This is a genomic window from Aeromonas sp. FDAARGOS 1402, assembly GCF_019046925.1.
In the GTDB taxonomy this organism is placed as follows: Bacteria; Pseudomonadota; Gammaproteobacteria; order Enterobacterales; family Aeromonadaceae; genus Aeromonas; species Aeromonas caviae.
In genome coordinates, this window is sequence record NZ_CP077201.1 from 4,341,901 (window position 1) to 4,362,625 (window position 20,725).

Sequence of the window (20,725 nt, forward strand, 5' to 3'; positions counted from 1 at the left end):
GCTCCGGCTTTTGCGCGCCTCATGCCACGCCCCCCAACTGAACCTGTTGCTGATGCAGGGGGAAGGACAGGGTAAAACAGGTGCCCTCGCCAGGGACCGAGGCCACGCTCACCTCCCCCTGATGGGCTCGTACCACCGACTGCACCACCGCAAGACCGAGGCCCGTACCCTGGGATCGGGTGGTAAAGAAGGGTTCGAAGATCTGGTTGAGCAGGGAGGGGGCCATCCCCTTGCCGTTGTCGATGACCCGCATCTCCACCCGGTTGCCGCTGCGCACAGCGCTCACCAGGAGCGAATCGGCGCCGGCCTGCCGGGCATTGGCGATGAGGTTGTTGATAGCCCCCGCCAGGGCACTGCTGTTGGCAAGCAGACAGAGATCGGGCTCAGGGGCCTCCAGATGCAAGGCGCAGCCCTGCTGCTGGCAGAAGGCTTCGGCCCCCGCCTGCACTTCCGCCAGCAAGCCCTGCACCGAGAGGGGCGCCACCACCTGGTTGTCGCCATTGCGGGCAAACAGCAGGATGTCGTTGATCTGCTTCTCGAGATCCTGCAGGCGCGCCATCAATTTTTGCTGGAACTGGCTGCGGGATTCAGGCTTGAGGGTGCGGTTGGCCAGGTTGGCCGCATAGAGCATGGCGGCGGAGAGCGGGGTGCGGATCTGGTGCGCCAGGGAAGCCGCCATGTTGCCAAGGGCGGAGAGGCGCTTCATGTGGTTGACCCTGTCCTGCAGCTGGCGGGTCTCGGTCAAGTCGGTAATGAACACCAGTTGGCCGGGCTGATCCGGCAGCGGCTGGGTCGACAGCTGGACCCGGCGGCCGTCGCGCAAGGAGATCTCGTGACCGTCATCCTCACGGGGTTCGAAGCAGCGGGCGATGATCTGGCGCCAGGAAAGGCCCTCCAGTGGTTCCCCCAGCAGCGCCAGGGCGGCAGGGTTTGCGCGGGTGATCAGCCCCTCGCCATCGAGCAGCAGCACGCCGGTCGGCAGCGCCGTGAAGATGGCGTAAAGCTGACTCACTTCATGTGACTGGAGGGGGGCATCCTGCTGCAAGATTGTCATAAAGCTGACCTCAAACTGGCGATTGAGTCAGCTTATTCAATTTCCATGCCAGCAAAATAGACGTTATTTATCAATGCATTGGGTCAATGCGTCAAAGCATTGACCTCAATTGTCCTTGCTCATGCCGTACTTCTTCATCTTCTCCACCAGGGTGGTGCGGCGCATGCTGAGCAGGTCGGCGGCGCGGGCCACCACCCCGTCCTGGGACTCCAGGGCCTGGCGGATCAGCTCCACCTCGAGGTCGGCCAGCATCTCCTTGAGGTTGACTCCTTCCTGGGGCAACTGCATGGGCAGGGGCATGGCGATGCCGGGATCCAGCTCTGGTGGGGACTGGAACACGGCAGCCAGGGCGTCCCGCTCGTCCATCTCGGTGAGCCGTTCATCTCGTGGCTCGCAGGGCAGCAGGCGATAGCGGCCGGGCAGATCCGCCACATCGACGATCTGGTTCGGATAGAGGATGAGCAGGCGCTCGATGAGGTTGGACAGCTCGCGCACGTTGCCGGGCCAGGCGTACTGCATCAGGGACTCCATGGCGCGCTGGGTCAGACGGATGATCCCCTTGTGCTGTTCGGCATGGCGATTGAGCAGCTCCTGCAGCAGCAGCGGGATGTCGTCGGCCCGATCCCGCAGGGGGGGCGTCTCGATGGGGAACACATTGAGGCGGTAGTAGAGATCTTCGCGAAACGCCTGGGTGCGGATCATGGCTTCCAGATCCCGGTGGGTCGCCGCGATCACCCGCACATCGGCCTGGACGGCCTTGCCGCCTCCGACCCGGTCGAACTGGCGCTCCTGCAGCACCCGCAGCAACTTGACCTGCATCGGCAGCGGCATATCGCCGATTTCGTCGAGGAAGAGGGTGCCCCCCTGGGCCAGTTCGAAGCGGCCGCGCCGAGCGGCAATGGCACCGGTGAAGGCCCCCTTCTCGTGACCGAACAGCTCGCTCTCGAGCAGTTCAGCCGGAATGGCGCCGCAGTTGATGGGCACGAAGGGGCCCGCGCTTCGGGCGGACAGCTCGTGGATGGCGCGAGCCACCACCTCCTTGCCGGTCCCGGACTCACCGAGGATCAGTACGTTGGCGTCGGTCTCGGCCACCTGGCCGATGAGACGGCGCACCTCCTGGATACCCCTCCCTTTGCCCACCAGCAGGCGCAGCAGGGTCTGACCCTTGTCGTGGGTCTGATGACGGGGATGCAGGGAGATGAAGGCCTGGCAGAAGTGCAGATGACGGGTGAGGGACTCATAGGTAAAGGGGGCCTCGGCCACCCCGATGAAGTTGCTGCAACCATGGCTCGCTGGCATCAGGGAGAGAAAGGGCAGACGAGGATGGGCGGCAAGCAGCTCACTCAGGGCGCGCTCGCGCAGTTCCCCGGCCAGAATTCCCTGCAAGGGCCCGGCAGTCTCGATGGCCACATCGAGATCGCTCTCCACCACCTCCTGCCAGGGGATCCCCATGAAGGAGAGCACAGTCCCCAGTTGCTGGCGCCGCACATCATCGGCATCAACAAGCAGCACACCCATAGCCATCCTATCCATATTTTCACACCTGACGCCAAGTTATTGTTTTTTAAGTGCTTATTAAAACCAATTTCGCACTGTGTCATAAGGGGGACAAAGTGCCAAAATTATGGCGGATTGTCAAAACTTGTCACATCCTCCCGGACCCTGGCGGGACGGGGATCACGCTTCCAGCCAGATTGAGTATCGGATGAAAACCAGCGAAGGGGAAAGAATGACGCCGACAGGGTGCGGCGTCAGAGGAGGGATCAGTGTTTCACGCTCTCCTGGGGAGCGGCATAGCGGCACTCGGGAAACCGGCTGCAGGCGAGGAACAGGCGACCGGCATGGGGACCCTTTCGTGCTTCCCGTGCCACCAGGGGCGCGGCACAGCGGGGGCAATGAGGGATCGTCTCCCGGGGCTCCTCCTCATCCGGATCGAGGAAGGGATTCTCCTCCATCAACACGGGCATTGCCTCTCCGGCCTGGGGGGGCGGCACCTGGGGCTCCCTGGCAGCCCCCGGGTGTGACGTGCCCAGATCGACACCATCGAGCAGCAGCGGGCTGAAGGTCGGTTCGCGGCGCTCGCCGGGCAGCAGGTCATCCACCGGCGCCGTCGTTCTCGCCAGCAGGGGCAGCAGTTGCTCCCGCAACTCGTCGACCTGGTAGTGGCTGCTGGCCGGGATCTGCAACAGCGGCAGGCCGGCGCCATCGCAGGCCGCCTTCAGGAAGAGATCCCGCGACTTGCGCTTCTGGTGGCGGTGCCCCTCGTCATCCAGCTCCACGGCACACAGGAAAGAGAGATCCGCCGGGTGGCAGAGCAGAAAATCGAAGTGCTTCTCCCCTATCTTGCCGAGCGCCTGCTGGCGCTTGCCCTTGCCAAGGTGCGCCTCGGGCGTCAATACATAGGAGGCTCGTACCTTGGCAAAGACACGGGCCTTGTCCCCCACCGCCTGATCCAGCACCCCGAAGAAGGTGCGCTCGGCTGGGCTCATCAAGGTTTCCTGCAGATCATAGGGCTCGGCCTTGCCCTCTTTCTCCCTGCGCCAGACGATCACCAGCAGGAGCAACCCCAGCAACACGGCTCCTGATACGACAAGGCTATTCATACACGCACATCCCGTTTACAAGACAAATTCAGTTCACACCAAAGGAAGGGGCACACTCTACCACGGGGAAAGCGACTCAGGCAGCGCAGAAATCAAGCCCGTCCCGGCATTCGCGTTTTTTCACTGAATTTGCGCAAGGCGGGCTTCATATGGCCTGTCACAGCAGGCACAATGCTAGAGCCCATGGACGTTCTGGCGCGCACCCCGTCGCCGCCAGGCGTCAACGGACCCCACGCAGCCCCATTCAAGGAGAGCAGGATGCAAAAGCAATTGGTCGTCACCGTGATCGGCGCAGACAAACCCGGGATCGTCGAGAGCCTGGCCGATACCATCACCCGGCAGCAGGGTAACTGGCTGGCCAGCTCCATGAGCGAGCTGGCGGGGCAATTTGCCGGCATTTTGCACGTCGCCGTGCCTGACGAGCATTACCGCAGCCTGTGCGAGGCCCTGGTGATGCTGCCTGGCCTCACCGTGAGCTTCGCCGAAGGGCAGCTCAGCCCGCAACCGGCCCATCAGGTGATGCTGAGCGTCACCGGCAACGACAGACCGGGCATCGTCCACGAAGTGGCCAGCATCCTGCGACAGCTCAACATCAACGTCGCCGACCTCACCACAGGTTGCGAACCTGCGCCCCACTCAGGCGCCCCCCTCTTCTATGCCCACGCCCTGGTGGCCCTGCCGCCGCAGCTCGAACTGGACGATCTCGTCACGGCCCTGGAGTCCCTCTCCGACGACCTCGTCGTCGACATCGATCAGGATCTGAGCGAATAGTGTCGCCTGTCATAAATTTGTCATGGTTTGACGCCATAACTTCCGCGCAGACGCAACCAGAGCAAAGAGGCACCAGATGAGCACCGACAAGCAGTATGAAGAGAAAGAGCTTAGCTGGCTCTCATTCAATGAACGGGTGTTGCAAGAGGCGATGGACAAGACGGTCCCCCTCATCGAGCGGGTCCGCTTCCTCGGGATTTTCTCCTCCAATCAGGACGAGTTCTTCAAGGTACGGGTGTCGGACGTCAAGCGCCGCATCCTCATCAACGAAGTCCACGGCGGCGACGACGAGGCCAAGGTGCTGCTGCGCGCCATCCAGCAGAAGGTGATGGCGCTCGGCGAGGCGTTCGACAACACCTACAAGGAGCTGCTGATCGCGCTGGCCCGCCACAACATCTTCCTGGTGAACGAAAGCCAGCTCTCCGAGTCCATCCAGCAGTGGCTGCGGATCTTCTTCCGGGAAAAGGTGCTGCGCCACATCATCCCCATCCTCCTCAACAAGGAGGTCAACCCGGTCAAGTTCCTGAAAGACGAGCACACCTATCTCGCCATCGAGATGAAGAAGAACGGCCAGGTGATCCAGTACGCCCTGGTGGAAGTGCCCACCGACGATCTGCCCCGCTTCTTCCAGCTACCGCCGGAGGGCACCCGTCGCAAGAAGCAGATCATCATCCTGGACAACGTTATCCGCTTCTGTCTGGACGAGATCTTCAAGGGCTTCTTCGACTACGACGAGATTGCCGCCTACGCGGTCAAGCTGACCCGGGATGCCGAATATGACCTCTCCGACCAGCTGGACCTCAGCCTGGTGGACAAGATGAGTGACGGCTTGAAACAGCGCCTCACTGCCATGCCGGTGCGCTTCGTCTACGAGCGGGAGATGCCGGCGGCCATGATAAGCTTCTTGAAGCTCAAGCTGCAGATCAGCTCCTACGACGCCATCATGCCCGGTGGGCGCTATCACAACTTCAAGGATTTCATCGGCTTCCCCAATGTGGGCCGGGATTATCTGGAAAACCCCAAGCTGCCGGCACTGGACTGCCGCGACTTTGACGGCTTCGTCAACGCCTTCGACGCCATCGCCAAGCAGGACATCCTGCTCTACTACCCGTACCACAAGTTCCACCACTTCACCGAGCTGGTGCGCCAGGCGGCCTTCGACCCGGCGGTCAGCGCCATTCGCATCAACATCTACCGGGTGGCCAAGAAGTCGCGGATCATCCACTCCCTCATCGACGCCGCCAACAACGGCAAGAAGGTGACCGTGGTGGTGGAGTTGCGCGCCCGCTTCGACGAGGCGGCCAACATCGACTGGGCCAACATCCTGACCGACGCAGGCGTCAAGGTGGTGTTCGGGGTGCCCAGCCTCAAGATCCACTCCAAGCTCTGCCTCATCACTCGCCACGAGAACGGCGAGGCGGTGCGCTACGCCCATATCGGGACCGGCAACTTCAACGAGAAGACCGCCAAGATCTACACCGACTTCTCCCTGCTGACCCGCCATCCGGACATCACCGCCGAGGTGGAAAGCGTGTTCGAGTACATCGAGTACCCCTATCGGCGCTACAAGTTCAACCACCTGCTGGTCTCCCCCATCAACAGCCGCCGCCAGCTCTATCGCCTCATCGATAACGAGCTGGCCAACGCCAAGGCGGGGCAACCCAGCGGCATCACCCTCAAGATCAACAATCTGGTGGACAGAGACCTCATCAACCGGCTCTATGCCGCCGGCCAGGCCGGGGTGCCCATCCAGATGATCATCCGGGGCATGTGCGCCCTGCGCCCGGGGGTGCCGGGTCTGAGCGACAACATTCGGGTCATCAGCATCATCGACCGTTTCCTCGAACATCCGCGGGTGATGGTGTTCCACAACAAGGGCAATCCCCAGCTCTATATCTCCAGTGCCGACTGGATGAGCCGCAACATCGACGGTCGCATCGAGGTGGGCACCCCCATCTATGACGAGCGGCTCAAGCAGCGCATCCTCGACATTCTCGAGCTACAACTGAGTGATACCTGCAAGGCGCGGGTGATCGATGCCGACCAGAAGAACGAATACGTGAAGCGGGGCAACCGCCGCAAGGTCCGTTCCCAGGTGGCGATTTACGACTACCTCAAACGCATAGAGTCAAACCATGGACAATAGTCTGTACGCCGCTGTCGACCTGGGCTCGAACAGCTTCCACATGGTCATCGCCCGCCTCACCGAGGGGCGGATGCAGATCATCGATCGCATCAAGGAGCGAGTGCGCCTCGCCGAAGGGATGGACGGTCAGCGCCGCATGTCCCCGGAGGCCATGGCGCGCGGGCTGGACTGCCTCGCCCTGTTCGCCGAGCGGCTCACCAACATCAAGCCGGATCAGATCCGCATCGCCGGCACCTACACATTGCGCCGCGCCAGCAACGCCCGCGACTTCGTGCGCGAGGCAGCCAAGGTGCTCAACCACCCCATCGAGATCATCAGCGGCCAGGAAGAGGCCCGCCTCATCTATCAGGGGGTCGCCCATACCCAGCACATCGAGGGCCAGGTGCTGGTGGTGGACATCGGCGGCGGCAGCACCGAGCTCATCATCGGCGAAGGGTTTGAGCACAAGGCGCTCACCAGCCGCAAGATGGGCTGCGTTAGCTTCACCCAGAGCTTCTTTGGCAACGGCAAGCTCGGCGAGAAGGCCTTCAACGCCGCCGTGTTGGAAGCCCAGCATCAGCTCGCCCCCATCATCAACCAGTACCGCAAGCTGGGCTGGCAGAGCTGCCTCGGCAGCTCGGGCTCCATCCGCACCGTGCGCGACGTGTTGCAGGGGGAAGAGTGGACCGATGGTGCCATCACCCTGGCGGGACTGGAGCGGCTGAAAGAAGAGATGCTCAAGCACAAGCGGGTCGATCAGCTCAAACTGGCGGGCCTCACCGAGGAGCGTCAGGGGGTCTTTGCCGCCGCGGTGGCCATCCTGCTCGGGCTATTCACCTCCCTGCCCATCGAGCGGATGGAGTACTCCGACGGCGCCCTGCGCGAAGGGTTGCTCTACGAGTTCGAGGAGCGCCTGCAGCATCACGACATTCGCGAACGTACCGCGCTTGCACTCAGCACTCACTATCGCATCGACAAGCGCCAGGCCACCCGGGTAGAGAGCAGCGTCCTCTCCCTGTTCGACGCCCTGTGCGGCCCCTGGGAGATGCCGGAAGAGCCCTATCGCGCCATCCTCGGCTGGGCGGCGCGGCTGCACGAGATCGGCCTTGCCATCAACTACAGCGGCATCCACAAACACTCCGCCTATATCTTGCAAAACACCGATCTGCCCGGCTTCAACCAGGACGATCAGGCCCTGCTGGCGGCCCTGGTGCGCTTTCACCGCAAGGGGCTCAAGCTCTCCGAGCTGCCGGCCCTGCCCAACCACGACGAGCAGACGGTGCTGCGCTGCATCCGCATCCTGCGCCTCGCGGTAGCGGCCCACCACAGGCGTCAGGACAACCTGCTGCCCGAGTGGAACGTGCAGGCCGCCGGGGATCAGCTGGTGGTCACCCTGCCCCTGGACTGGTGTGACGAGAACAAGTTGCTGATGCAGAACCTGGAAAAGGAGCACCGCTACTGCCACGAGCAGGGCTGGCCCCTGCTGTTCCAGCTCGGGTGATCCGCCCCTCTGTGCAAAAAGGCAGCCGATGGCTGCCTTTTTTGTCTCTTGTGCTTTCCTACTGCAGATCCGGCAGGATCAGCTTGGCTATCTCGAAGTAGATGATGAGGCCGGTACCGTCCACCAGGGTAGCGATGAAGGGGGCGGAGACCACCGCCGGGTCGATGCGAAAGCGACGCAGCACCATGGGGATCACCGAGGCGACAGTGGCGCTCCAGAGCACGTTGACATCCTCCCCCACCTTAGCGCTTCGCGTCACAGGAGGGGGATCCCCATTACTGGGTGATAGCTGCTCGCGCAGTACCGGGTTCCTGCTTCATCGGGCGGCCTGATTGCACCACGCCTCCACAGGCTAAAACGGCGTGTCCCGCCGCTAAAATATTGCGAGCGCCGTTCACATCGGCGTTCGCCTCATAACCACACGCAGCGCATTTAAACTGGCTTTGCGTCTGGCGGTTATCCTTCGCAGTATGCCCACAACAGGCGCACTGCTGGCTCGTGTAGGCCGGGTTTATCGCCAACACCTGACCGCCTCGCCATGCCTGCTTATATTCGAGCTGGCGGCGCAGCTCAAACCAGCCCTGATCTAATATCGAACGATTCAGCCCTGATTTTGCCCGGACGTTGCGCCCCGGCTGGCTGGTCGTGCCCGCTGCTGATTTTGACATGCTGGCAACCTTCAAATCCTCAATGACGATCATCGCGTGGTTTTTGCTGATAGTCGTTGTGACCTTGTGAAGGTAATCGCGGCGGGTATTGGCGATATGTGAGTGCAGCCGCTGGATCTTGGCTTTTTGTTTCTTCCAGTTGCTGCTGAACTTTACCTTTTTGCTCAACTGGCGTTGGAGCCTTGCCAGCTTGGTCTGATTGGTTTTGAAGCTGTTGACGGGCTCAAACACCGTGCCATCTGACAGGGTTGCGAGCTTGGCGATCCCCGCATCCAGCCCGACCATTGAGCCGGAGGGGTGAATTGGCTCGGACGTCTCCTGCTCGACCTGAAAGGAGATATACCAGTGCCCGGCTGCTTGGCTGACGGTCGCGTTTTTAATTTTCCCTTCAACTGGCTGGGACTGACGGAACTTGACCCACGCCAGCCCGGCAGGCAGCTTCACGCGACCCTTTTCAAGGCGGCAATACTTGTCGAAGTTGACGAACCGGATAGCGTCGCGGTTGTCGCTTTTTTTCTTGAATACGGGTGCCTTGGCGGCAAGTTTCTTATCAAAGCAGCGCATCCACGCGCCATGCAAATCCTTGAGCTTCTGCTGGAGGTTGTCGGTATATGCCTCGGCCAGAAAGGCCATTTCTGGGTCTTTCTTCCAACTGGTGAGCATCCTGTTCAGCTCAAAGGCAGAAGGCAGTTTTTCGCCAGCATCCAGAATGCGTTTGGTTTCTGCCAGCCCGTGATTCCAGACATAACGAGCACAACCGCCCAACTGGCGCAGGCGTTGCGCTTGTTGTTCGGTCGGTTCGAGTCGGAATTTGTAGGCTTTCAGAATTTGCATTTAGCGCTCAGTGTGTAGCATTATTGCCATATCTATTAATGCCCGATTGAGTGACAGAATGCAATTCACTAAAATTAATAAATCACGCCATGCGGCCTACGTTTTGCACGTACACTTGGTGTTTATCACCAAGTATCGAAAGCCGATACTGGGGGATCTGCATCACGCTTTCTTCGGTCAGTGTGCGGCAGAGGTTTGCAGAGATTTTGGTGCGGAACTGAAAGAGTGTGACGGAGAGGCTGATCATGTTCACATGCTGATAGAGTACGCGCCAACGGTGCAGCTATCGGTACTGGTGAACTCGTTAAAGGCGGTCACATCAAGGCGACTGCGTAATGAATTTCTGGACTTGAGAGGTGCTTACAGCAAACCCGTACTCTGGTCACGCTCTTACTTTGCGGGCTCTTGCGGCGGAGCACCGTTGGAGGTGATCAAGCAATACATTCAAAACCAGCGGGGCTGACGCCCCGGCGAAATTCCCCTCCCACCTACGTCGGAGGGAGTCCCCTTTCGCATTTAAGATGGCGACGATGGTCAGGGTCACCACCATGCCGATCTCGGGCCCCCCCCCAGGCTCCAGGCCCGCACCCAGGCCGCCAGTGCGATGGCGGCCGAGATGAGCAGACCGGTGGAGATCTCCTTTTTCAGCACGGTGCCGAGGTTTTTCAGGCTCACCTCCCCCACCGCCATGGCACGCACTATGGTGGTGGTGATCTGGGTACCGCTGTTGCCACCGGTACCGATGAGGAGCGGGATGAAGAAGGCCAGGGCGATGGCCGCCTCCAGCTGCTCTTCAAAGGCCCGCAGCACGGTGCCTGTGTAGGCTTCCGCCACGAACAGGATCAGCAGCCAGCCCACCCGCTTGCGCCACAACTGCCAGGGGGTGGCCTGCAGATAGGGGGTATCCAGCGGCGAGGAGCCCCCTTGCAGCTCCGCATCCTCGGTGGACTCCAGCTCCAGGATGTCGGCGGCATCGTCCACGTGGAAGACCCCCACCAGACGCCCCTGATCTTCCACCGGCAGGAGCGAGAGGTCGCGGTCAATGAGCAGGCGGGCCGCCAGCTCCTGATCCGCCCGGGCGTTGATGCGCACCGCCTCCCCCTCCATCAGGTCCCCTACCGGCAGCAGAGGATCGGCGATCAGCAACGACTTGAGGGAGACGCTGCCAAGCAGGCGCTGCTCGCCGTCAACCACATAGAGATGACCGAACAGCCTGGCCTGATCCCAGGCGCCGTGGATCAGCTGCTTGGCGCTTTCCACCGTCGCATTGGCCTCCACTGCCAGATATTCGTGGCGCATGTTGGCCCCCACCGACTCGTTCGGCCAGGCCAGCAGGGACTGGAAGGCTTTGCGGGCGGGCTCTGGCAGCCGGGCTAGCAGGGTCTTGCGATCGTGCTCGTCGAGCCTGCGCAGGATGGCCAGCAGGTCACGACGGGCCAGGGTGCCCTGCAGTATCCCCACGATGCTGCCATGCAGCCTGAGCAGCAGATGGCCGGCACACTCCGCCGGGAGGGAGGCGAGCAAGGACGCCCCTTCCGGCATGGAGAGGGTATCGAAGATGCAGTTGAGCTCTTCCGGGCGCAGGGTCAGAAGCTGATCGGCACGGGCCACCGGATCCAGGTTGTGCGCCAGCCAGTTGCGCAGGGCAACCGGGTCGAGCAGTTGATGACGATTGAGCAGGGTGTGTGTTTTCTTCATCACAGATGTCCTCATGTGATTTCAGGCGAACCTGAACGCCTCCGGCACCGGGCCGGATGCAACGGCAAGAAAACAGCAATTTGATTGACGAGTAACAGGCACGAAATGACGCCGTCCGGCGTGTTTTCATCCCCACGTACCAGCTTTAGCACTGCATAACGTATCCGGCATGCCGGAAGCCACTTGGGTTGACACCTTAATCCGATGAAAACTGTCCTGATCTTGGGCGTCTCTGGACGTCGTGAGATCAGTGGCCTGTGTTTATGCAGGAGCCTCGCGTGACTGCTCCCCGCCGCAAGCGGCGAGGCTTCCCACTTCTTAGGCCGCTACTGCCGAATTGGCAGATTAACGCTGGCCTCCATGGGTAGAAACGACGTGTCCCGCCGCCTTTAATTCCAATATGCCTTGTTGCTGGATATTCTTGACATCCTCCCCCACCTTAGCGCTTCGCGTCACAGGAGGGGGATTCCCATTACTGGGTGATAGCTGCTCGCGCAGTACCGGGTTCCTGCTTCATCGGGCGGCCTGATTGCACCGCGCCTCCACATGCTAAAACGGCGTGTCCCGCCGCTAAAATATTGCGAGCGCCGTTCACATCGGCGTTCGCCTCATAACCACACGCAGCGCATTTAAACTGGCTTTGCGTCTGGCGGTTATCCTTCGCAGTATGCCCACAACAGGCGCACTGCTGGCTCGTGTAGGCCGGGTTTATCGCCAACACCTGACCACCTCGCCATGCCTGCTTGTATTCGAGCTGGCGGCGCAGCTCAAACCAGCCCTGATCTAATATCGAACGATTCAGCCCTGATTTTGCCCGGACGTTGCGCCCCGGCTGACTGGTCGTGCCTGCTGCTGATTTTGACATGCTGGCAACCTTCAAATCCTCAATGACGATCATCGCGTGGTTTTTGCTGATAGTCGTTGTGACCTTGTGAAGGTAATCGCGGCGGGTGTTGGCGATATGTGAGTGCAGCCGCTGGATCTTGGCTTTTTGTTTCTTCCAGTTGCTGCTGAACTTTACCTTTTTGCTCAACTGGCGTTGGAGCCTTGCCAGCTTGGTCTGATTGGTTTTGAAGCTGTTGACGGGCTCAAACACCGTGCCGTCTGACAGGGTTGCGAGCTTGGCGATCCCCGCATCCAGCCCGACCATTGAGCCGGAGGGGTGAATTGGCTCGGACGTCTCCTGCTCGACCTGAAAGGAGATATACCAGTGCCCGGCTGCTTGGCTGACGGTCGCGTTTTTAATTTTCCCTTCAACTGGCTGGGACTGACGGAACTTGACCCACGCCAGCCCGGCAGGCAGCTTCACGCGACCCTTTTCAAGGCGGCAATACTTGTCGAAGTTGACGAACCGGATAGCGTCGCGGTTGTCGCTTTTCTTCTTGAAAACGGGAGCCTTGGCGGCGAGTTTTTTATCAAAGCAGCGCATCCACGCGCCGTGCAAGTCTTTGAGTTTCTGCTGGAGGTTGTCGGTATATGCCTCGGTCAGAAAGGCCATTTCTGGGTCTTTCTTCCAACTGGTGAGCATCCGGTTCAGCTCAAAGGCAGAAGGTAGTTTTTCGCCAGCATCCAGAATGCGCTTTGTCTCTGCCAGCCCGTGATTCCAGACATAACGAGCACAACCGCCCAACTGGCGCAGGCGTTGCGCTTGTTGGGCGGTCGGTTCGAGTCGGAACTTGTAGGCTTTCAGAATTTGCATTTATCACTCAGTGTGTAGCATTATTACCATATCTATTAAGCCCGATTGAGTGACAGAATGCAATTCACTAAAATTAATAAATCACGCCATGCGGCCTACGCTTTGCACGTACATTTGGTGTTTATCACCAAGTATCGAAAGCCGATATTGGGGGAACTGCATCACGCTTCATTCGGTCAGTGTGCGGCATAGGTTTGCAGAGATTTTGGTGCGGAACTGAAAGAGTGTGACGGAGAGGCTGATCATGTTCACATGCTGATAGAGTACGGCCCAACAGTGCAGCTATCGGTGCTGGTGAACTCGTTAAAGGCGGTCACATCAAGGCGACTGCGTAATGAATTTCTGGACTTGAGGGGTGCTTACAGCAAACCCGTACTCTGGTCACGCTCTTACTTTGTGGGCTCTTGCGGCGGTGCGCCGTTAGAGGTGATCAAGCAATACATTCAAAACCAGCGGGGCTGACGCCCCGGCGAAATTCCCCTCCCACCTACGTCGGAGGGAGTCCCCTTTCGCATTTAAGATGGCCGCGTTAATGTCGCGGTCATGCCCTGCCCCACACGCTGGACATACCCACTGCCGCTGATGCAACGGCATGTCCGGCATCTTGTGGCCGCAATCGCTACACAGTTTCGAGCTGGCAAACCACTGATCAAGTTTGATTAGGTGGCGACCCGCCGCTTGTGCCTTGTACTCCAGCTTCATGATGAAACCATGCCAACCAGCATCGCCAATGGCGCGGGCCAGTTTGTGATTTTTCATCATGTTCGCTGATTTCAATGTCTCCACGATGACCGCTTGGTTTTCGTCAACCATCGTGTGAGAGAGTTTGTGCTGAAAATCGGCGCGGGCATTGGCTACCCGTTCGTGCAGGGCGGCCAGTTGCCGTCTTGCCTTGCCACGGTTGGCGCTGCCCTTTTTCTTGCGAGACAGTGCCTTTTGCTTGCGTCGTAGATTGCGACTGGCGTTGATAAGGTGGCGTGGATTGGCAATCTTTTTGCCGCTCGACTCAATGAGGTAGTGGGACAGCCCCATATCACAGCCAGTCACGTCCGTGATGAAGGTGGGCTTGGCGGGAGCCTCGCAGCCATCCTCGCAAAGGATGGAAGCATAGTATTTCCCTGTCGGGCCACGGCTGACTGTGATGCTGGATACCACGCCGATAATATCTCGATGAATGACCGCCCTGATGGGCGTCATCTTCGGCAACTGGATAGCCGCTGTGAGCACCTTTCCGTTGGGGTGATAGCTGGATTGCCTGCCCCGTTTGCTCTTGAAGGTAGGCATTCGTGCCTTGAGCTTGGGATTGAAGAAGTTGGCGAATGCCTTGTCGAGATTAATCACCGCTTGCTGCAAGGCGAGTGAATCGTACTCCTTTAGCCAGCCGTATTTGCGCGATTTTTTCGCCACTGCGAGCATGGGTTTCAGGTCGCGTTTCGGTTTCAGTGAAATCCCGTGACGCTTGAACATGTGTCGTTGAATATGAAGGGCCTTGTTGTACGCGAACCGCACCGCGCCGAACTGGGCATTCAAGAATGCCGCTTGTTCGTCGGTCGGATAAATGCGTACTTTCGTTGCTCTTCTCAAAGTCACCGCTCGCTACTAGGATACCCATACAGTATGACTTTTAACGGAGTATTGCAAGTGAGTGTGCATCATGATGATTTGACTAGGTATCTGCGGAGGCGTCACTCCGTCAGCAAGCTAGTTGTGCATTTAATCTTCACCACGAAGTACCGCCGCAAACTGCTTGATGGCACCATGATCGAGCAGATGCGCGGCGCATTTTTATCTGCGGCAGAGAAGTTGGAGATCGACATTCTGGAGATGGATGGCGAAGCCGATCACGTTCATCTGCTCGTAGCCTATCCACCGAAGTTGGCCGTCAGTGTGTTGGTCAATAATTTGAAGTCGATCAGTAGCCGCCAGATCCGCATATTGAATACGCACCTACGAAAGCAAAGTAATAGCGGGCTCCTGTGGTCGCGCTCTTACTTTGCTTGCAGTGCTGGCGGGGCCACTATCGAAACGCTCAAGGCGTATGTGGCCTCGCAGAACACACCAGATTAGCTCCCCTTATATCCCCGCCCGATTGGGCGAGGGTTTACGGGGCAGTTGCTAACGAGATGCTGCGAACATTGATTGCACGGCGCTACCGTGCGGGCGGCATCATCTGCCCAGGCGCAGGTCGAGTCAAGGCAAACAGGCCCCTGGCAACGGGTTGTTACAAATTGGCCGGACGGCGGGCCCTTCATGAAACGAGGCTCCCCCGTGCGTGGCACGGGGGAGCCTGCGGTCAACGGACGAACGTCAGCGGATATAGTCGAATAGGGTCAGCTTGCTTATCTTGCTGAAGGCTAGCTGGGAGGCGCTCATGGCTGCATCCTCCTTGGAGAGGGCCGCGATCACCTCGTACATGTCCGCCTCGGACACCTTGGCCAGCGCCTGCTGGTTCAGGGTGCTGAGTCCATCGTTGGAACTCATCACCTGCTCCAGGCTGTTCATCCTTCCCCCCAGCTCCCCCAGTCCCCGGTCTATCTTGGTTCTGGCGTTGCTCATGTGGGTGGTGGCATCGGAGACCGCCAGCTGGAAATCGCTCTCGGACAGGGTCGGATCACGCATGGCGGAGATGAAATCGGACATGCCATTGAGGATGTTGTCGTTTTTCGGGGTATCCAGCACGAAGTTATGGGTCGCCGACCCCGCAGGGAGGTCGAGGGTGAGCGCCAGGCCGTTGAAGGGGATCTTGTTGCCCGCCACATAGTCGCCGCTTTGCAGCAGGGTGCCACCGCTGTCACGGATCTCGTAGGTGTCCGGCGGCCCGGCCAGGGTGCTGACCGCATATTGGTTGCTCGGCAGGGAAGAGTCATAGTTGTTACGATAGAAGCTCTCGAAGTTCCCCTGATCCGCCACCGACACCTGGATGTTGCCACTGGCGGCGCTGGCAGTGCGCCGGGTCGCCACTATCTCGAACAGATCGAAACCGGAGTCGTTGGCCGGGATCTGCACCGTGGGTGAGACCTGGATGTTGCGCTGCCCCGTGTCCCCCTGGAACACATAGTTGCCACTGGCATCCTTGACGAAGGGCTGGGTCTTGCTCTGATTGCCGCCGAAGATGTACTCCCCCTGGGAGTTCTTGCTGTTCATCAGGTCGAACATCTGCTTTTGCAGCCCCTCCAGCTCGCTCGCGATGGCGCTGCGCTCCTCGGAGCCCATGGCGGAGTTGTTCGCCTTCTGGATCAGGGTCTGGGCACTGAGCATGGCGCTGTTGAGGGAGGTCAGCACCGTCTCCTCGTGGCCCAGGCTGTTCTCCAGCAGGCTGCCGTTGACGCCGTACTGCTTGAAGAGATCGATCTCCTTGGTCAGCGCCATCTTCTGGCTCATGCCGGCCGGGTCCTCCCCGGAGCGGGAGAATTTATCCCCCGTCATCAACTGGTTGTAGGCGGTGTTCTGGCGCTCGCTCACCTTGCTCATGGAGGCAAGGTTGCGGTCATAGATCATGTTGGTGGTGATGCGCATGACTTACCTCACGGAGGAGAGCAGGGTGTCGAAGATGGTCTTGGCGGTGTTCACTATCTGGGCCGAGGCCGCATAGGACTGCTGGAAGCGGATGAGGTTGGCCGCCTCCTCCTCCAGATTGACGCCGGAGACACTCTCGAAGATGGCGGTACTCTGGGTCAGCTTCGCCTCGTTGGCCTGCAGCAGGGTCTTGGCCTGGCTGGTCTTGTTGCCAATGCCGCTCACCAGACCCGAGTAGGCATCGTTGAAGGTCATCTTGTCGTTGCTGGTGGCGGCGTTGTTGTTCTTGCGCACCAGCTCCTTGTTCTGCAGCTCCGCCAGCGCCAGGCCGTTGGCGTTGTCCGCAAAGCCGTCCTTGTTGTAGCTGAGCGTGAAGCTGTCGCTGGCCTCCACCTTGCCGGTGATGCTGAACTCATAGCCCGGGCTCTGGGTCGGATCGGCGTAGACCTTGGGCCCCCCCAGGGGGCTCCCGAGGGCGGCCATCAGGTTCTGTCCCTTGCTGGAGGCGGGGGCGACACCCAGCAGGTTGTTGTTCTTGTCATAGACCTCGTAGTTGCCGCTGCCGTCGATCTTGATGACCTGGGGGGCACTCGGGTCCAAAGTGTTGGTGCCAAAACCCGAGCCCGTGCCGGTGTTGTAGACACCGCCCAGCGCTATCTCGCCCGAGCCCAGGTTCTGGGATCCCTTGTCCGCCTTCAGGGGGGAAGCCAGCGCGATATCTTCAGGGCGGGTGATCGCCTGCTCCAGGTTGGCAGCCGCATTCCGGGTGGGTTGCAACAAGATCTTGTCACCTGCAGCCGGTGTGCCGGAGAGATCGATTTCGATGCCGTGGCCCGTCACTTCGAAGGTGGCTGGCGGCGTGGTCCCCGTGGCGAGCGAGGTACGCTGCCCGCTGCCGTCGATGGCGAACACCTCGTAACCGGTGGCGCTGTTGAACCGCACCTCGTAGTCGAAGGTGGTGACCTCGCTCCCCTTGCCGGGAACGAAGTTGACGCTGGCCGCCCCGTTGCCCTGGTTGCTGGCGTAGGGCAACCCCTGGCTTCCTTTGAGGGTGAAGAGATCCCCCCCAAGCTCGTTGTCGAGATCCATCCCCAACCGGTTCTGCTGGTTCATGGCATCCCCCAGGGCGACGGCCATCTGCCCCAGCTCCCGCTTGGCGGGCTCCAGATCCCGACGCGCGGTGAAGAGGCCACCGATGGCGCCGCCAATATCCTTGTCGTTGATGCTGGCCTGGTTCTTGCCCAGGGTCAGCTGCAGGGAAGGCTCACGGGAATCCGGGTCCCCCGGCACCACCTTGAACTGGGCCACGCCGCCATCGAGCACCAGGGAGTGCCCTGTGCTCATGTTGACCAGCATGCTGCCGTTGGGCTGGGTCACGGTGCGGATCTCCATCTTCTCGGAGAGCTGGCGAATGGCCTCATCACGCTGATCGAACAGCATCAGGTTCTCTTCAGGGGAGCCCTGGGTGCGGACGATGGACTGGTTCAGATCGTTGATGCTGTTCAGCAGGCTGTTCACCCTGTCCGTCTCGTCCCCTATGGTGGCGTTGATGGTATCGGACTGCTTGTCGAGCTGGGCGGAGAGGGTGTGGAATCTGTCCACCATACCGCTCAGTTCACTCAGGGTCGTCTGGCGCCCTCCGATCTCGGACGGTGACTCGTTGGCGGTGTGGAAAGCCTTGAAGTAGGAGGTGATGGTGGACCCCACACTGTTGCTGGCATCACCGAGCAGGCTGTCGAGCTGGAACAGTTGATCGTAGCGGGTGTTGGCGGCGTTATAAGCGGACGTATCACGGCGAACCTCGGCCTGGGCATAGGCGTTGATGATGCGATCACTCACCATGTCGCCCGTCCCCAATCCGACGGAATTGGTGTAGATCAGGGTGCGTTCACGTACATAGCCCTGGCTATTGACGTTCACTATGTTGTTGCTGGTGGTCTGCAGCAGCCGCTGCTGGGCCAACACACCCGAGGTCCCAATTCCAAGCAGATCGCTTGCCATAGCTTACAGCTCCATCTCTGTGTTCCTGTCTGCAATGTTGCCGGGCGTCGAATAGCCGGCGATGGCATCACTGCGCAACACTTGTTTAAGTTTCCTGGCGTACTGGGGATCGGTGGCATAACCGGCCTGCTGCAACGCCTCGAAGTAACGGTCCGGGCTGTCCACCTTGGCCAGCGCCCCCTTGTAGCGACTCCCAGAGGTCAGGAAATCCACGTAGTCGTTGAAGCTCTCTTCGAACGACTCGTAGGAGCGAAACGTCGCCTTCTGGCGCGAGGCCACCCCTTGCTCGTATTCCAGGGTGCTCACCACCGCCTTGGGGCCTTCCCAACGCGGATCCGCCTTGATGCCGAACAGGTTGTGCGTCACGTTTCCGTCTGCATCCTTGATCACCCGCTTTCCCCAGCCACTCTCAAGGGCGGCCTGGGCCACCAACACCGCCGGGCTCAACCCCAGCTTGTCCGCCGCCTTCTTGGCCAGCGGCATCAGCCTGTCGACGAACTCTTCCGGGCTGTCAAACACCTTGGCGCTGCCATCCAGGGCCGAAGGCCTCTGGCTGCTGCCCATGGGCGGCACGGTGCGGTGGGGGCGTCTTGGCATGGTCAGCGTACGCTCGGCCCCATTCAGCTCACCCTTCATTTCGTTATCAGCAAAATCTTTGCCAACTTTGGAGGCAGCAATCAGATCGTTGGAGGCACTGGGGGGTTGATAGGGCTTGTAGACCCGCTCGGTACGCTGGGGCAGCTTGAGTACCCGGCCATCCTGATGGGTGAAGGTCTGCTCGGGAGAGAGCTGCCTGGCCACCATCTCGGCAATGCCCAGCCCCCCCTTGCTCGACATGTCGGCAACCCGCTGCTCGTCCAGCATCCCTTCATAGAACTGGGTGTAGCTGCTGTTCATCGGGTTGCCCTCGGTGAGCACCGAGTTGGCCTGGCGCATCCCCTTGAACAGGGTCTGGGTGAAGATGGATTCGAACTGGCGGGCGGCCGCCATCAGGGCCCCTTGCTTCCCCTCCTTGCTCAGGCTCATCTGGCGCAGTTTGTCCAGGTTCTGGACGTCCTGCACCATGCCAATATTGATACCGCTCTGGGTGTCGAACTCTGCCATAACCTACCTCTTTGCCGCCCGTGGCAACCGCTTGCCGCTCACGAAATTACAGAATGACCAGTTGGCCCTGGATCGCGCCCGCCTGCTGCAGCGCCTCCAGGATCGCCATCAGATCCCCGGGGGCGACCCCCACCTGGTTCACCGCCCGCACTAGGTCGTCCAGGGTCGCGCCGGTATCGAGCTTGAACATCCGACCGGGATCCTGCTGCACGTTGATGGTGGAGTTGTTGGTGACCGCCGTCTGCCCGCCAGCGAGCGGATTGGGTTGGGAGACCTGCTGGTTCTCGGCGATGGTGACCGTCAGCCCACCGTGGCTGATGGCCGCCGGGCGCAGCTTGACCTCGCTGCCGATGACGATGGTCCCGGTGCGCGAATTCACGATGATCTTGGCGGACTCGCTCGCCGGGTCCACTTCCAGGTTCTCGATGGTGGAGAGGTAGGAGACCCGCTGGGCCGGATCCCGCGGCGCGAATACCTTGATGGAGGTAGCGTCCATCGCCTGGGCGGTGTTCGGACCCACCAGATCGTTGACCACGTCCGCCAGACGGCGGGCGGTGGTGAAGTCCGGCCGGTTCAGGTTGAAGGTGATGGTGTCGCCCTGGCTGAAGGAGTTGGGAACCTCCCGCTCCACGGTCGCCCCGTTGGCGATACGCCCCACTGTGGGCGTGTTCACCACCACCTTGGAGCCGTCCGCCCCTTCGGCCCCGAGGCCACCGACCACCAGGCTGCCCTGGGCCACCGCATAGACGCGGCCATCCAGTCCTTTCAGGAAGGTCTGGAGCAGGGTGCCGCCACGCAGGCTCTTCGCCTCGCCGATGGCGGAGACGGTGACGTCTATGGTCTGACCCGGCTTGGAGAAGGGGGGCAGATCCGCGTGGATGGCCACCGGCGCCACGTCCTTGATCTTGGGCTTGATGTTGTCAGGCACCTTGATGCCGAAGTTGTTGAGCATGGTCCTGAAGGTCTGCTCGGTGAAGGCGTTGTTCTTCTCCCCCGTGCCGGGCAGGCCCACCACCAGACCGTAACCGATCAGCTGGTTGCTGCGCACTCCTTCCACCGAGGCGAGGTCCTTGATGCGGGATGCGTGCGCCAGCCCGAAGGGCAGCAGGCAGCACAGCAGGGCAAGCAGACGGAATCGGTTCATGACATCT

At 60.4% G+C, this 20,725-nt stretch carries 15 protein-coding genes, 3 pseudogenes and 1 riboswitch; of the genes and pseudogenes, 6 read left to right on the forward strand and 12 right to left on the reverse strand.

Annotation, left to right across the window (positions count from 1 at the left end; all coding sequences use genetic code 11):
- Positions 1-19: 19 nt before the first annotated feature.
- The 3 genes from I6L32_RS20260 to I6L32_RS20270 form a co-directional block, all read right to left on the reverse strand.
- Entirely contained in the window at positions 20-1,054 is a 1,035-nt protein-coding gene (locus I6L32_RS20260; RefSeq protein ID WP_010675278.1) for a PAS domain-containing sensor histidine kinase, read from the reverse strand.
- A gap of 105 nt (positions 1,055-1,159) precedes the next feature.
- Complete coding sequence (locus I6L32_RS20265; RefSeq protein ID WP_041213159.1) at positions 1,160-2,578, reverse strand: sigma-54 dependent transcriptional regulator; 1,419 nt, start codon at positions 2,576-2,578, stop codon at positions 1,160-1,162.
- 239 nt (positions 2,579-2,817) lie between these two features.
- On the reverse strand, positions 2,818-3,657 hold the full coding sequence (locus I6L32_RS20270) for a DUF2726 domain-containing protein (protein WP_111896806.1): 840 nt from the start codon (positions 3,655-3,657) through the stop codon (positions 2,818-2,820).
- A gap of 258 nt (positions 3,658-3,915) precedes the next feature.
- On the opposite strand from I6L32_RS20270, the gene I6L32_RS20275 reads away from it, so the two are divergent.
- The 3 genes from I6L32_RS20275 to ppx all read left to right on the forward strand — a co-directional run bounded on the left by I6L32_RS20275 (position 3,916) and on the right by ppx (position 8,054).
- On the forward strand, positions 3,916-4,428 hold the full coding sequence (locus I6L32_RS20275) for a glycine cleavage system protein R (protein ID WP_010675281.1): 513 nt from the start codon (positions 3,916-3,918) through the stop codon (positions 4,426-4,428).
- A 76-nt stretch (positions 4,429-4,504) separates the two neighbouring features.
- The gene (ppk1, locus tag I6L32_RS20280; RefSeq protein WP_010675282.1) at positions 4,505-6,574 is read left to right on the forward strand and encodes a polyphosphate kinase 1; all 2,070 of its coding nucleotides are present in this window, start codon (positions 4,505-4,507) and stop codon (positions 6,572-6,574) included.
- The gene (ppx, locus tag I6L32_RS20285) at positions 6,564-8,054 is read left to right on the forward strand and encodes an exopolyphosphatase (protein ID WP_043128825.1); all 1,491 of its coding nucleotides are present in this window, start codon (positions 6,564-6,566) and stop codon (positions 8,052-8,054) included. Before ppk1 ends, ppx begins: the two co-directional genes overlap by 11 nt.
- 58 nt (positions 8,055-8,112) lie before the next feature.
- Here ppx and I6L32_RS20290 read toward each other — a convergent pair.
- A pseudogene (locus I6L32_RS20290) lies at positions 8,113-8,277 on the reverse strand (magnesium transporter); the annotation flags it as partial.
- Between the two features lie 52 nt (positions 8,278-8,329).
- Entirely contained in the window at positions 8,330-9,556 is a 1,227-nt protein-coding gene (locus tag I6L32_RS20295) for an RNA-guided endonuclease TnpB family protein (RefSeq protein ID WP_102948631.1), read from the reverse strand.
- Between the two features lie 58 nt (positions 9,557-9,614).
- Here I6L32_RS20295 and tnpA (I6L32_RS20300) point away from each other — a divergent pair, with 58 nt between their 5' ends.
- The gene (gene tnpA / locus I6L32_RS20300) at positions 9,615-10,019 is read left to right on the forward strand and encodes an IS200/IS605-like element ISAs26 family transposase (RefSeq protein ID WP_216944398.1); all 405 of its coding nucleotides are present in this window, start codon (positions 9,615-9,617) and stop codon (positions 10,017-10,019) included.
- Between the two features lie 54 nt (positions 10,020-10,073).
- Here the strand turns inward: tnpA (I6L32_RS20300) and I6L32_RS20305 are convergent.
- Both I6L32_RS20305 and I6L32_RS20310 read right to left on the reverse strand, forming a co-directional pair.
- Positions 10,074-11,254 (reverse strand): annotated as a pseudogene (locus tag I6L32_RS20305) (magnesium transporter); the annotation flags it as partial.
- A gap of 122 nt (positions 11,255-11,376) precedes the next feature.
- Positions 11,377-11,547, reverse strand: a riboswitch (M-box (ykoK) riboswitch).
- 179 nt (positions 11,548-11,726) lie between these two features.
- Positions 11,727-12,953 carry an RNA-guided endonuclease TnpB family protein gene (locus tag I6L32_RS20310; protein WP_216944399.1) on the reverse strand — a complete coding sequence of 409 codons (1,227 nt, stop codon included), beginning with the start codon at positions 12,951-12,953 and terminating at the stop codon, positions 11,727-11,729.
- 57 nt (positions 12,954-13,010) lie between these two features.
- Here I6L32_RS20310 and tnpA (I6L32_RS20315) point away from each other — a divergent pair.
- Positions 13,011-13,415: pseudogene (tnpA, locus tag I6L32_RS20315) on the forward strand (IS200/IS605 family transposase).
- Here the strand turns inward: tnpA (I6L32_RS20315) and I6L32_RS20320 are convergent.
- Entirely contained in the window at positions 13,374-14,537 is a 1,164-nt protein-coding gene (locus I6L32_RS20320; RefSeq protein WP_216944400.1) for an RNA-guided endonuclease TnpB family protein, read from the reverse strand. The pseudogene tnpA (I6L32_RS20315) and the gene I6L32_RS20320 sit on opposite strands and share 42 nt — an antisense overlap.
- 57 nt (positions 14,538-14,594) lie before the next feature.
- On the opposite strand from I6L32_RS20320, the gene tnpA (I6L32_RS20325) reads away from it, so the two are divergent.
- Positions 14,595-15,020, forward strand: coding sequence for an IS200/IS605-like element ISAeme8 family transposase (gene tnpA, locus I6L32_RS20325; protein WP_041205574.1), 426 nt, complete (start codon positions 14,595-14,597; stop codon positions 15,018-15,020).
- 240 nt (positions 15,021-15,260) lie between these two features.
- Here the strand turns inward: tnpA (I6L32_RS20325) and flgL are convergent, their stop codons facing one another.
- Genes flgL through I6L32_RS20345 form a run of 4 tightly spaced genes read right to left on the reverse strand, consistent with a single transcriptional unit; the run spans position 15,261 to position 20,718 of the window.
- Positions 15,261-16,469, reverse strand: a complete 1,209-nt coding sequence (gene flgL, locus I6L32_RS20330) for a flagellar hook-associated protein FlgL (RefSeq protein WP_053288343.1) — start codon at positions 16,467-16,469, stop codon at positions 15,261-15,263.
- 3 nt (positions 16,470-16,472) lie between these two features.
- Entirely contained in the window at positions 16,473-18,470 is a 1,998-nt protein-coding gene (gene flgK / locus I6L32_RS20335) for a flagellar hook-associated protein FlgK (protein ID WP_124813434.1), read from the reverse strand.
- Between the two features lie 3 nt (positions 18,471-18,473).
- Positions 18,474-19,574: a flagellar assembly peptidoglycan hydrolase FlgJ gene (gene flgJ, locus I6L32_RS20340; RefSeq protein WP_216944401.1), complete on the reverse strand. Its 1,101-nt coding sequence runs from the start codon at positions 19,572-19,574 to the stop codon at positions 18,474-18,476.
- Between the two features lie 46 nt (positions 19,575-19,620).
- Positions 19,621-20,718 (reverse strand): flagellar basal body P-ring protein FlgI, encoded by a 1,098-nt coding sequence (locus I6L32_RS20345; RefSeq protein ID WP_010675288.1) that lies wholly within the window; start codon positions 20,716-20,718, stop codon positions 19,621-19,623.
- Positions 20,719-20,725: the final 7 nt, after the last annotated feature.